13 protein-coding genes are annotated in these 13147 nt (G+C 42.6%); 9 read left to right on the top strand and 4 right to left on the bottom strand.

Annotation, left to right across the window (positions count from 1 at the left end; all coding sequences use genetic code 11):
• Positions 1-377 precede the first annotated feature (377 nt).
• Both M595_RS26005 and psb27 read right to left on the bottom strand, forming a co-directional pair.
• Entirely contained in the window at positions 378-2036 is a 1659-nt protein-coding gene (locus M595_RS26005; protein WP_238987143.1) for a glycoside hydrolase family protein, read from the bottom strand.
• A gap of 176 nt (positions 2037-2212) precedes the next feature.
• Positions 2213-2611 carry a photosystem II protein Psb27 gene (gene psb27 / locus M595_RS26000; RefSeq protein WP_009788126.1) on the bottom strand — a complete coding sequence of 133 codons (399 nt, stop codon included), beginning with the start codon at positions 2609-2611 and terminating at the stop codon, positions 2213-2215.
• Between the two features lie 418 nt (positions 2612-3029).
• Between psb27 and M595_RS25995 the strand changes: the two genes are divergently transcribed.
• The gene (locus tag M595_RS25995; RefSeq protein WP_023069566.1) at positions 3030-3779 is read left to right on the top strand and encodes a Uma2 family endonuclease; all 750 of its coding nucleotides are present in this window, start codon (positions 3030-3032) and stop codon (positions 3777-3779) included.
• Positions 3780-3964: 185 nt separating this feature from the next.
• Here M595_RS25995 and M595_RS25990 read toward each other — a convergent pair whose 3' ends face one another.
• On the bottom strand, positions 3965-4168 hold the full coding sequence (locus tag M595_RS25990; RefSeq protein WP_023069567.1) for a ChaB family protein: 204 nt from the start codon (positions 4166-4168) through the stop codon (positions 3965-3967).
• A 335-nt stretch (positions 4169-4503) separates the two neighbouring features.
• On the opposite strand from M595_RS25990, the gene M595_RS25985 reads away from it, so the two are divergent.
• Positions 4504-5016, top strand: coding sequence for a hypothetical protein (locus tag M595_RS25985; protein WP_023069559.1), 513 nt, complete (start codon positions 4504-4506; stop codon positions 5014-5016).
• Between the two features lie 70 nt (positions 5017-5086).
• Here the strand turns inward: M595_RS25985 and M595_RS25980 are convergent, their stop codons facing one another.
• Positions 5087-5554, bottom strand: a complete 468-nt coding sequence (locus tag M595_RS25980) for a DM13 domain-containing protein (RefSeq protein WP_040484700.1) — start codon at positions 5552-5554, stop codon at positions 5087-5089.
• Between the two features lie 222 nt (positions 5555-5776).
• On the opposite strand from M595_RS25980, the gene der reads away from it, so the two are divergent.
• The 7 genes from der to proC all read left to right on the top strand — a co-directional run bounded on the left by der (position 5777) and on the right by proC (position 13059).
• The gene (gene der, locus M595_RS25975; protein ID WP_040484699.1) at positions 5777-7138 is read left to right on the top strand and encodes a ribosome biogenesis GTPase Der; all 1362 of its coding nucleotides are present in this window, start codon (positions 5777-5779) and stop codon (positions 7136-7138) included.
• Between the two features lie 40 nt (positions 7139-7178).
• Entirely contained in the window at positions 7179-8096 is a 918-nt protein-coding gene (locus M595_RS25970) for an energy-coupling factor transporter transmembrane component T family protein (RefSeq protein ID WP_023069565.1), read from the top strand.
• Between the two features lie 590 nt (positions 8097-8686).
• The gene (gene pipX / locus M595_RS25965; RefSeq protein ID WP_023069564.1) at positions 8687-8956 is read left to right on the top strand and encodes a transcriptional coactivator PipX; all 270 of its coding nucleotides are present in this window, start codon (positions 8687-8689) and stop codon (positions 8954-8956) included.
• A 228-nt stretch (positions 8957-9184) separates the two neighbouring features.
• Positions 9185-9856: a YggS family pyridoxal phosphate-dependent enzyme gene (locus tag M595_RS25960; protein WP_023069556.1), complete on the top strand. Its 672-nt coding sequence runs from the start codon at positions 9185-9187 to the stop codon at positions 9854-9856.
• Between the two features lie 124 nt (positions 9857-9980).
• A complete protein-coding gene (locus M595_RS25955) occupies positions 9981-10598 on the top strand; it encodes a cell division protein SepF (protein ID WP_023069560.1) in 618 nt (205 codons plus the stop codon).
• A 168-nt stretch (positions 10599-10766) separates the two neighbouring features.
• On the top strand, positions 10767-11963 hold the full coding sequence (locus M595_RS25950; protein WP_040484698.1) for an RNA-guided endonuclease InsQ/TnpB family protein: 1197 nt from the start codon (positions 10767-10769) through the stop codon (positions 11961-11963).
• 268 nt (positions 11964-12231) lie between these two features.
• A complete protein-coding gene (gene proC / locus M595_RS25945) occupies positions 12232-13059 on the top strand; it encodes a pyrroline-5-carboxylate reductase (RefSeq protein ID WP_023069558.1) in 828 nt (275 codons plus the stop codon).
• Positions 13060-13147: the final 88 nt, after the last annotated feature.

Genomic DNA, 13147 nt, shown 5'->3' with positions numbered 1-13147 from the left:
GATTGTGACAGTAACGCCGCACTCAACATAAGAAATGAAGGCATCAGAATAATACATTTTGGCGGAGGGAACCCCGTCTCTGCTGAGGGAGCCTGTTTAAGACCAGATAACCGCGACGGTGAAAGGGCATCGGGCTGAGAAATCAGAAGCTCACATTGTACCGCGGCGGTCAGTGTAAGTAGTTCACGTCTACTTTCAAGCACCAGTTTTAATCAACCTGTATCGGGCTTTGAGATTTTGAAGCCTGATCTTTGAATTCGGCAGTTAAATTGGCAAGGGTGTTTCAAAGGCGAGAAACATTTGGCTAGAACCTCTCCCCCAGCCCCTCTCCTAAAAGGCAAGGGGAGAACTCTATTGTCGTTGGTTTCCGATGTCTATCAACGTTGACAAAACTTACGTTGTCGGGTGAATTCGGGATTTTGCCAATCATAAGAATAATGACTAATTGCGTTAATTTGAGGGGCGACATTATGAATATCTTGCATCTGATTTTCTAAAGAGGGACGATTATTAAAAGCTTTTCCCCAATCTCCCGCTAACGCCGGAATAATTTTTACCCCCGAGGGCGCTTGATTAAGCACCGTTTGCACTTGAGAAACAATACAACTTGTATCACCACAAACCCCATAAGACATCGGGTGCCATTCTAGCCGAGTCGAGAATTGATTCCAGGGTTGCAAACGCGAGTCAAACCCCTGTTGACGAATGCGACGGTTTCCTTCTGGGAAAAATACCGCCCCCGCAGAAATCCCTCGTTGTTGAACAGTTTGACTCGCCAACCCTAAAAACTCCAAAATTCCCTGATGGGCATGAGCGACACTCAGACGCCATAATTGCTGTTGGAGGCTTTCTCCCATCGAGGGCAAAGCGTTGAGAGGCGTTAAAGCTTTTTCATCTTGCCAGAGTTGCTCCGGTTTAGCTTCAGAATTGGGATTTTTAGCTTCAGAATTGGTATCTTTGGCTTCAGAATTGGAATCTTTGGCTTCAGAATTGGGATCTTTGGCTTCAGAATTGGGATTTTTGGCGGCTGGAAACAGGGTGTCAATTTGTTTAAAATCCGTTTCGGTTAGATAACCTTGACGCAAAAATCGCCGTATAAATTCTTGTCCCCTGTCATTGTTAGCCCGTTGGAGAAAAGCCTGTTGAGAAGCCTCTCCATAGATCCACAAATCTTTCACTTTAGCGGCTACAGAAGCCCCACCTAAGCCTTTTGGATAGCGAACATAGTCAAATAATACCCCTTGTGGACGACGGCTTAAAATCGCATTTAACAGGGTTTGATAGTCTTGACGGGCTTGGGGATTATACGGATCAACAAATCCTTGATTGGTATAACTTTCCCCAAAATCATCACTGTTGCTTCCCCCTGCAATTGCGGTGACTGTAGTTTCCCCGTTTCCATTACGAGCTAGAACGTTTTGTCGATCAGGGAGTAGCGTATAAGTATAACCATAATTGAGCAAGAACGCCCAAGCATAAACTTGTAATCCTCGTCGGCGTCCTTTTTGAACCGCTTCTGCAAATAAATCAACCGTTTCGGTTCCTGGCGATCGCAATACAGACGGCCAAGGTGTATTATTGTCTGAAACGGGGAGTAATACTTGACCATCATAAAAGACTTCTAGATAAACTTTGTTATATCCTCGATTGACAAGATCATCTAAAATTTGATCAATTGCTCCGGGTTGAGCATCACAAGGATACAGCCTCAACCAAATCGCTTGATCTTTGAGCCAGCTTTGACGACGACATTGAAAAACGGCTTGAGCGTGTTGGGTTAAAGTATCTTCATATTGTTTTTGGGCTTCAGGACTATTGTTCGCCGCTAAACGTAGACTTTCTTTAAAAGTAATCTGTTCACTTGAAAGTTGACAATAAGGTGAAACTTGAGCCAAAACAGATTTACTTTGGAAAAGCGGAGTAATAAGTACAGAGAGAAAAGCACTGATCACTCGACGAGATAGGGTTTGACTGGGAACAATTGTTAACCCCATGATCATCAAGCGAGTCGTGAGTTGGATGGACAAATTAGACATCGGGTTCAATACAACACACATCTAATCACTTCAGAAGATTATTCAAGCGAAAAAAGCCACTTCAGTATTGTTAAATTTTCCCAGATTAGGAGTTGTTTAAAACCATCAATACCTGAAAACAAATGTCCCCGCCTCAAGCCAGACGGGGAGATGAAAAAATATTGGGCGTTAACTCATCAAGCACCCCGCTTGACAGCGGCTTCGACTTGATCAAATTCCTGTTCAAGACGCTGTTTTAATTTTTCAGGTACAGGACGGTTCGGATAGGAGCTATAATGTCCAGCTAAACCGTTTAATGCAGTTCGCATGGTGGTAAATGAGCGTAACTTGGCGATCGCCGGATCACGACGATAGCGAGACGCAAAATCATTGATCAATACACGGGCTGATGCTTGGGCGGGTGCCTTCTCAGGAGAGTCGTCGGGTAACTCAATTGCGGTTCGCAAGCTTTGAACCACAGCTAAGGTATCCTGTTGATAGTTTCCGGTTAAACCATCTGGAGAACTCGCACACCCGAATAAGCACAGCGAAACGGCTAAAACGAGAGCCAACAAGCGTGAGAAGTAATTTTTCATTTTTATGGGGTCAGACTGACCAGTGAGATGTCAAAATTATCTAACATCCTACCTCTTTTACAGTCACCAGTCATCACTCATCCGTCATCAATAATTCTAGAGGCGGGTTTGTCTAAATGTATGTAAACCCACCCCCTCCCTCTAAAAACCTGGTGCGCGAGAAAGTTACCGGGTTTTTGGGCTTCTAACTGTAGATGGGAAGGTTTTGCAGCAGAACGGGCAGATTTATTGAATTTTATCGAAAAAAATAACATTAACAATTTAGAAGGTTCTCCCCTTGATGCTAACTTATTGAAAGGGGAATATATTGCGGGTCATATTTAGTAGCATAACCGTTTATTGTCAGTTAGTTTGAAGTCACTTCGATGTAAAGAATCAAAAGACGAATTATAATAAAAGTATTGAACTGGAGAATACGATGACGATTGCTCAGGATTTAGAAACTCTCCAAAATGAAATAGAATTTGAAGATATTGAATGTCCGCCTGGTGATTTAGAAAGTCAGGAGCCACCCTTGGAAAGTGAATTGCATCTACGACAAATTTTATTGCTGATTCAAATGCTAGAATCTCTCTGGCAAGATCGTCAAGACTTTTATGCGTTTGGAAATCTCACTATTTATTACAGTCCCGAACAACAAAAAACTCAAAACTTTCGAGGGCCAGATTTTTTTGTGGTATTAAATACAGAACGTAAACCTCGCAAAAGTTGGGTTGTTTGGGAAGAAGGTGGAAAATATCCCAATGTCATTATCGAATTATTATCCCCTTCAACCGCAAATATTGATCGCACAACCAAAAAAGAAATCTATCAAGATATCTTCCGAACACCAGAATACTTTTGGTTTTCTCCCAATACCTTAGAGTTTCAGGGGTTTGAAATCATACGGGGAGAATATGAGCCAATTCAACCGAACGAACAGGGTAAACTTTGGAGTAAACAGTTACAACTCTTTTTAGGAATACATGAACAGAAATTGAGGTTTTTTACGCCCGAAGGTGAATTAGTTCCCACTCCAGAAGAATCCGCCCAAATTGAAAGACAACAACGGGAGAATACACAACAACAATTAGAAACTACACAACAGCAACTTGAAATTGAACGCCAACAAAGAGAAAAGTTAGCCGCTAAACTGCGAGAATTGAATATTGATCCGGAGACACTCTGAATTGCATAACCAACTCCACTTTCCAGGAATTAAGTGAACGATATTTTGAGGCTAATTTTCTTGAGTTTTTGGGTAATATTTATGTTCATTTAGATCCGTTTAATAATAACCTCAATTATTCTGATTATTGGGCTTTGTAGCTGACCAATAACTTCAACCTAAAAATGAGTTAGAGGTGATCAATATTATTCTTCTTTAGAATGCCAATCTCCGTCTTCTCCTTTTTCATATTTTTGTTTAACAGCACTCCAAGCCACTTTAAAAGCTTGTTCTTCGGTTTCATATTCTTGTTCAGCATTATTAAAAGCCGCTCGAAAAATTTCTTGAGCGTGTTTGGGTAAATGGCTACGAACCGACTCCGGTAAATCTTGTAATTGGTTATAAGGCATTGGATCATCCTCTTTTATGATTGTTATAATTTATATAAATTTATAAAATTTATGGGTTTTCCTAAATCTACACAAAGATAGAATTCAAATTAACTCTTATCCTAAAACCTCAAAAAAAATTCTCTAAGTTTCTATCAAAGGTGAGAGAACCTATAATAGATATGCCCTCTCTTTAAACTCTCCTCTCTCTTGAGTTATAAAAATTTTAGCCCTGCAATAAAAAAAATATTTCTTAGGCTAGAGGTAAAATATTAGCTTTTTTTTTAAGCTATTAAGTAGCGAATTTTAAATGGCTAAATTAAAGCAGCCATAAGAACTACTACAGGAGAGTTTGCATGATTAGAAGATTAATAGACACAATCAAATCCATTTCTTTAAGAAGTGTTTTAACCGTTGTTTTAGCGGGTATTTTAGTTGTTGTAACAACAGCGTGTAACAGTAATCCTCCGGCTCCTAAAATTACAGGTTCAGGAGATTATCACAGCAGCAAAGGACAAGATAAAGAACTTTATTCACCTGTTCAAAGCAAAAAGTCGGATGGAATGTATCCCTATGAGGATATGGACCCCTCAGCTAGCACTCGTACTGAACGGAAGGCAAAAGAGTTAGTTGAAAATGCTAAGAAAAATGTCAGTAAATCGAGTGATCCTCAAGAATTTGCACAGAACTTTAAAGAGGGAACTCCCCTGGACAAACGGGTAAAAAATCTGACTGAAGATGTTAGCGAGTCTGCTCAACAGTTCACAGAAGATGTTGCTTCTGGTACAAAACGTAATGCTCGTAAGTTAAAAGAAAATACTCAAAACGCAGTAGAAAATCCTGAAAGTGTTGTTGACCATTTAGACTAAGCTTGAGACAGAATAGAGTTTTTACAAGGGGCTTAAGCCCCTTGTTTTTTGAGATAAACTGACCTAAAAACTACAGACTTGCATAACCAAATGTCACGTTAAACTGACGACACCAAATTCCAACAGACTTATATTGGCTAAGATCGAGATCATCGGGAAGTAAATAACGTTGGGAACCCTCAAAACTTTGGAGTGATGTTAGGGTGATATATTCCCCTTCTTTAAGATTAACTGGAATTGATTGATTTTGATGGAAAACTATCTTAACATCTGGGCCTTGGGCTGTGGTGAATGCACTATCAAATTCTAAGTAGCGCTTCCCATTTTCGTTGATAATACGGGCTATTCCCTCAGTGGGATGATCTTGCTCAACGGTTAGAAAAGAACCCGAAGCTAAAATATTATTTTGAGCGGTAATTTCTGTATAACCAGAAGCGGGAAGTGCAGAAGCAACAGATGTAAAAGCAACTTCACCAATCCCTATATTTAAAAGAACAACAGCAGCCATACTAACTATTTTAAAACCGTTGATGATCATTAGACTTATCTCCGTTTTCAATTTCCTTACATTGACTACGATAGAAGCCGGAGTTGGGAGATAAATGATATTCAGTATAGAAAATGCTGAAAACAAATGAAATTCACCTCAGACTCGTCTCAGCGTTTTCTCACATTAAGTGAGTCAATCTGTCTCTATTTCCTAGAGAATTCGCTACAATAGAAGATTGAAGATTGCCAGTGACGAGCTGCTATAAACCCCATGCCCTTACCTATTGTTGCGATTGTTGGACGCCCAAACGTAGGCAAATCTACGCTAGTGAACCGCCTCAGTGAAACTCAAGATTCTATCGTTCACGATCAACCCGGGATTACTCGCGATCGCACTTATCGCTACGCCTATTGGCAAGATCGAGAGTTTTCTGTTGTGGATACGGGTGGTTTAGTTTTTGATGATGATACCGAATTTTTGCCCCTGATTCGTGAACAGGTGATGGTTGCTTTAGCAGAAGCCACAGTTGCAATTTTTGTTGTTGATGGACAAACAGGGTTAACGGGAGGAGATGAAGCGATCGCGGGTTGGCTGCGAGAACATTCGGTTCCGGTACTCTTGGCGGTGAATAAATGCGAATCTCCGACAGCCGGATTAATTCAATCGATGCAATTTTGGGAACTGGGTTTAGGAAATCCTTTCCCCCTTTCTAGTATCCATGGTAGCGGCACTGGTGAGTTACTCGATGAATTAATTAAATACATTCCGCCTGCTGATGAACTCGAAGAATCGGAGGAAATTCGCGTCGCAATTGTTGGCCGTCCAAATGTCGGCAAATCCAGTTTATTAAATGCGTTTCTCGGGGAAAATAGAGCGATTGTCAGCCCCATTTCGGGAACCACTCGCGATGCGATCGATACTGTTGTTGAACGCAATGGCAAGACTTACCGCTTAGTGGATACGGCTGGAATTCGTCGGAAGAAAAATGTCGAATATGGGGCGGAATTTTTTGGGATTAATCGCGCTTTTAAAGCCATTCGTCGGGCGAATATTGTACTGTTAATTATCGATGCAATTGATCGCGTCACCGAACAAGATCTGAAGTTAGCCAATCGGATTTTAGAAGAAGGGCGTGCTTGTGTAATTGTCGTCAATAAATGGGACACAATTGAGAAGGATACCTACACGATTTTAGAGTATGAACGGGAAGTCAAAGCCCGATTGTATTTTATGGATTGGGCGAAAACGATTTTTGTGAGTGCGATTACCGGACAACGAGTTGAAAAAATCATTGATTTAGTCGATCAAGCCGTCGCTGAACATCAACGCCGAGTCAGTACCGCTGTGATTAATGAAGTGATCGAAGAAGCAGTCCGTTGGCATTCTCCGCCCACTACTCGCCAAGGGAAACAAGGGAAAATTTATTATGGTACTCAAGTCAGTAGCCAACCGCCCACGATGGTCTTATTTGTCAATGATCCCAAACGGTTTAATGAAAATTACCGTCGTTATATGGAAAGTCAATTTCGTCAACAATTGGGCTTTTTAGGAACACCGATTCGTTTGATTTGGCGAGGTAAACCCGCCCGAGAAGTCGAACGCAATACCGCCAACCGAGCGACCAAAGTTTAAGGGTTTGTTTGAAGATTGATGCTGGGTTTGGGTTGAAATTATGGATTTATTGCGATCGCTTCCACTGGGTTTATATTTAGAAGAACCGATTACCTGGTTACATCGGATGGATGCTCGGGTGAAACTGGGATGGTTAATGAGCTTTTTGTTGACTCCGCTGCTAGCCAGTGAGTTGTGGAGACTGGCTTTAGTCGGGTTGCTGATTCTGATTACCCTGAGTGCGAGAATTCCTTTACGGGTTTGGAAGCGACAAATGGGTTGGCTGTTGGTCTTTTGTAGTTTACTGTTTGTGGTTAGTTGCATTATGCCGGATGGAATTGTTGCAGAACATCAACCCCGTCTCCCGGCCTCGGAGATTAGCTTTGCCCTTCCAAACTCTACAGAAACAGTTTCTCCTCCTTTACCCCAACCAACATCTTATAACTATGTATGGGTAGAGCAAGGCCCTCTGATGATTACTCGTTATTCTGTCGATTTGGGGATTCGGATCAGTACGTTGCTGTTTACACTGGTGTATAGTACGAACTTGTATTTACTGACCACGGCTTCTGAGGAAATTGCTACCGCTATCGAAAATGTCATGGAACCGCTACAACGGTTTAACTTACCCGTCACAGAAATTGCCTTAACGTTGACGCTTTCCCTGCGGTTTTTTCCCCTGGTTTTAGAAGAAATTCAAAATTTAGTCCGGTCTGTGCGAACTCGAGCGATTAACTGGAAAAAACTAGGATTTCGACGAGCAACTCAAGTTTGGTTGATGGTTGCAGAACGCTTGTTAGAAAATTTATTATTGCGGGCTGAACAGATGGCGAGTGCAATGACCGTGAGGGGTTTCACCACTCCTAATCAACATCATGTCCAGTGGTATCAATTGCGAATTCAATGGATTGATGGGTTAGCATTGGTCAGTTTAATGGTATTCTGGACGCTGCGGTTTATTTTGGGAGCGCAAGCTTAGGGGAAAGACAGTGGGATTTGAGTCGAAGGGATTGAATCAAGGTCAATTTTCCACTAAACTTTAGCTTTTAAGTCCCTTTTTACATTGATGAGTGACCCTTACCCTTCTATAATTGTAGGTCTAAGATCTCTATCTCTAAGGAACTCCCTCTCATGGGTTTTCTGAGTACCCTCGAAAGACAAGGGAAGGGGGAGAGGATTCAATAGAGTCTATAAAGGTAAAATTTACATGAAAATTTACATGAACTCCAAACCCACTCGCTATGATGCAATTTAAGATTATTTTAGTTTTGTTCCGCTCAAGGTTTTAAGTTCTCACGTTAAGCTGTAAATATTCTGAGAATCCACTCAGTTAAATCTCAAAATTCACTCCAATAACACCAAAAGTAGTTATAGAAAAGAGAGATGATGTTACAGGATCAAGAAAGAATTCCTTTGAATGGAGTTTTGATATTCCCGGTCAATACCTGATCTAAAATATTCACACCTTTCTAAATACCAAGAAATGGTAAAGTGAGAAAATCTAACTCTCTTAATCTGACTGCTATCGATTGTTCTACAGAACTGCTTATTTGCTAATTGTTAGACTGAATGACAACTGAAACCTACATGAATCATCCCAACTTTGGCTTACTCTTTAGAGTTTGTCCTGTTGAGGAAAATCAAGAACTGTTTACGACGCTTTATGCCCAACGACTGTTTTTTTTAGTCACTCATGGGCCTAGCGGTTTGAAGTTTGAACCTCTGACTCGCTCAGATGCTCGGCTGGCGGTTGAAATTCGTTTGAGAATGTTACGTCGCAACAGCCAGCTTGAGGAATACAAAGAGCTACAAGCGATTCATAAACGTACATTTCAATAACTGGGGAGTGTTTGTTGTTTGTGTCGAACTTACACCAAGACCTAGAAACCCGGTTTTTTATGACTGACTCAGGGCTGAACGCTTAATCTGATCTGATGAAATCGGGTTGTTGTCTCAGTCCTGTTGTTATTTTATAGAGAAGGAAAAAAAGAAGATCAGAACCCGAAAATCAGTATTTTTCTCAAGACTCTGACTTCCCCAACTTTCCCGAACTGATATCACGAGATTATGACCCATTCCATCGCCGAACGTATTGCTGAAATTCGCTCCCAAGTCCCGGATTCTGTGCGGATAGTCGCCGTTAGCAAAACGGTATCTGTAGAAGCCATTCGCATCGCCTATGCAGCCGGAATTCGAGATTTTGGTGAAAATCGCATCTCTGAAGCTATGGAAAAACAGGAGCAACTCCAAGATTTATCCGATATTACTTGGCATTTAATCGGTCATGTCCAAAGTAATAAAGCGATAAAAGCAGTACAGCACTTTCAATGGATTCACTCTGTTGACAGCCTGAAACTGGCTCAACGCTTGGATAGACTCGCTCAAGAGTCTGATTGTCAACCTCAAGTCTGTCTACAAGTCAAAATATTAAGTGATCCCAATAAATATGGCTGGACGGTTTCTGAACTTTTAGACGATTTAGCGGAACTTAATCAATGTCAGCAGATTCAAATCAAAGGTCTGATGACCATTCCCCCTTTAGGATTAAATCATTCTGAAACGTTGAGCGTCTTTGAACAAACTCGCGAGTTAGCCCACAAAATTCAACAACAAGGGTGGTCAAATATCGAGATGAAAGAACTCTCAATGGGAATGTCAGGGGATTATACTTTAGCAATACCAGCAGGGGCAACAATGATTCGACCGGGACAAATTATCTTTGGTGTACGCACCCCCTAGACAAGATAGTATATTTTCGGGTAAAGATATCGAGTTCGAGAAAAACTGAACTATAGTCAATCCCCCCAGGCTCCCCTAAAATGGTTGTCTAGTCGGGGCAAAGAGTCGTTATGGAGAAGAAACCGTGAACTCAATTTTTGGTAAGCTACGGGATTTTGTTGGACTCAATGACTCTGTTGAGTACGATTACGAATACGATGAAATGGAAGGCGATCAATATCAAAATGTTTATCCGCCTTCCCAAGACTTGACTCCCCCTCCACCGGTTGAGGAGGATCGTCGGAATGTTCGTCGTCCTAGAGAACGCACAGTTGGTGCTGCCAATCCAGCAGCAGGTACGGTAACATCAGAAGGATTAGGGTCAACCATGAACAATGTGATCGGTATGCCAGGAGCGTTAAACGGAATTTCTGAGGTCGTGGTTATGGAACCTCGCACTTTTGAAGAAATGCCTGCGGCAATTAGAGCGCTAAAAGAAAGAAAGTCTGTTGTTCTTAATCTGACGATGATGGACCCAGACCAAGCCCAAAGAGCGGTAGATTTTGTAGCGGGAGGAACCTACGCCCTTGACGGTCATCAAGAACGAATTGGCGAAAGCATTTTCCTGTTTACTCCCAGTTGCGTTCAGGTGAGAACTCAGTCCGGTGTTGTGAACGAAATGCCGGGTCAAGGTCGCACTCGTATTCCCTCACCGATGGCCTCGATGTGGCAATCTGAAAAGGTGCAACAAGCTGTGCAGTAGCTCGATCAATTCCAAAGTCAGAGATCAGAAATCAGACGTTACGAGCGTGATGTGTAAAGCCCCCGTATTTCAATCGGGGGATATAAGCGATCTGGCCAAATTTATTTGGCAGTGAAAAGAAGGTAACTTTGTGCTATTATAGTTTAGCGTGATTGACGACGATAAGCTATGCTTGTATATGAGATGAAGTTGAAAGGAACGGAAAGTCAGTACCGAAGGCTTGATGTTGCCATTCGGACGGGGCGTTTTGTTCGGAACAGCGTCATCAGAGCATGGTTGGATGGCCAGGTTAAGAGTCGCAACGATGCCTATAAACACTGCAAGGTGCTGTCAGACAACCCGGAATTCCCTTGGGTTGCCAGATTAAACTCAATGGCGCGACAGGCACACGCAGAGAGAGCATGGGCATCAATTGAACGGTTTTATAGAAATTGCAGGCAAAAGACACCAGGTAAGAAGCGGTGCGACCTCGCGGCTTCGCAAGCCGCTAGAGGAAGCGCACCAAGAAAAGGATTCCCAAAGTTTAAAAAGTACCAAGTCAGAGCGTCTGTTGAATACAAGACATCGGGCTGGAAACTATCGGAAGATCGGCGTTATTTAACCTTTAGCGACAAATTTGAAGCGGGTACATTTAAACTGTGGGGAAGTCGAAATTTGCACTTCTATCAACTCCAACAAATTAAACGAGTTCGAGTGATCAGAAGGCACGATGGGTATTATGCACAATTTCTGATAGATTACGAACGAGAGGAAAAAAAAGAACTCACAGGAAAACAAACTGGGTTAGATGTCGGTCTTAACTATTTCTACACTGATTGTTCTGGTAATCAAGCAGACAATCCTCGTTTTTTGAGAAAGGATGAACGCCAACTCAAAAAGTTGCAACGCCGACTATCAAGAACCAAAAAGGGGAGTCAAAACCGTAAAAAAGCCAGGAATAGATTAGGTAGAGCGCATCTCAAGGTTTCACGCAGGCGTAACGATTGGGTCTGTAAATTGGCTCAACACGTCATACAGTCTAACGACTTGGTAGCGATTGAAAACCTACGGATACGGAATTTAGTCAAAAACCAGCATCTAGCCAAGTCAATTAACGATGCCGCTTGGTACAAGTTTAGAGAATGGTTAGAGTATTTTGGGAGGATTTATGGGGTTCCAGTCATTGCCGTTGAACCTGCTAACACCTCCCAAAACTGTTCAAACTGTGGCGAGAAAGTAGCTAAAACTCTCAGCACCCGAACTCATAAATGTCCTCACTGTGGATACGTTGCAGACCGAGATCATAACGCTGCTCAAAACATTCTCAAAACCGCATTAAAGCAGCTAGCAACAAGAAACGGAACAGAAATGGATTTAACGGATTAACTTGACTGTAAAACGCATAAATCTAGGCTGATCACACGTAACTTAATCCGTTTTTCCGCGAAAGTATCTGTTTTTCAAATACCGTCGGGCAGACGGAAATCAACGCCTCCCGAGAGAACGATCTCTGCTTTGTTGGGGAAACTCAACCTAGTAAATCAACTTGTAGAAAGAGGAAGCCCAAACAGTAATGTTTGGATTCCCCCGCGATTTATCCGGGGGAGGATGTCAAAATGCTGATGACTGACTCTGACCCTTTTAATTTTTACTAATGACAGGATTCAAATTTGGTTTGATTGGTGGTGGAGTGATGGGAGAAGCTCTCCTGTCTCGTTTAATTGCTCAAAAGATTTACCTGCCTTCAGATGTGATTGTTAGCGAACCCCAAGCGCAACGTAGAGAGGTTCTTCAGCAACAGTACGGGGTAGAGGTCACGGGTGATAATAGCCAAGCTGCAAAGGTTACAGAGGTGTTGCTGTTGGCGGTTAAACCCCAAATTTTAGATACCATTATTTCCGATTTAGCGGCTCTGAGTTTAGGAGACTCTACAAGCCCCCAATCTGAGGTAATGATTATTTCGATTTTAGCGGGTGTACCTTTGAGTAAGTTAGAGTCCGCTTTCCTTCATCGCCCTGTGATTCGGGTGATGCCGAATACTCCGGCAACGGTTGGGGCGGGGATTAGTGCCATTGCTTCGGGTCAAGCGGTTAAACCTGATCATCTCAAACTGGCTCAACAAATTTTAGCGGCCGTGGGTGAAGTGGTGGAAGTGCCAGAATATTTGATGGATGCGGTTACGGGTTTATCGGGGTCTGGGCCTGCTTATGTTGCCTTGATGGTTGAGGCTCTAGCTGATGGAGGGGTGGCGGCAGGACTTCCCCGAGCGATTGCTTCTAAACTGGCTTTACAGACGGTTCTCGGTACCGCAGAGTTGCTACAACAAACAGGTATGCACCCGGCAGAGTTAAAAGATCGTGTGACCAGTCCAGGGGGAACGACGATAGCAGGGGTGGGGACTCTTGAACAAGCGGCTTTTCGTTCGGCGTTGATAGAAGCGGTGAAAGCGGCTTGTCAGCGTTCAAAAGAGTTAGGGAGTTAGGGAGGTTGGGAGGTTGGGAGGTTGGGAGGTTGGGAGGTTGGGAGGTTGGGAGATTGGGAGATTGGGAGGTTGGGAGATTGGGAGGTTG

It is taken from the genome of Lyngbya aestuarii BL J (assembly GCF_000478195.2).
Lineage (GTDB): Bacteria > Cyanobacteriota > Cyanobacteriia > Cyanobacteriales > Microcoleaceae > Capilliphycus > Capilliphycus aestuarii.
This window is presented reverse-complemented; position numbering and strand designations above follow the sequence as displayed.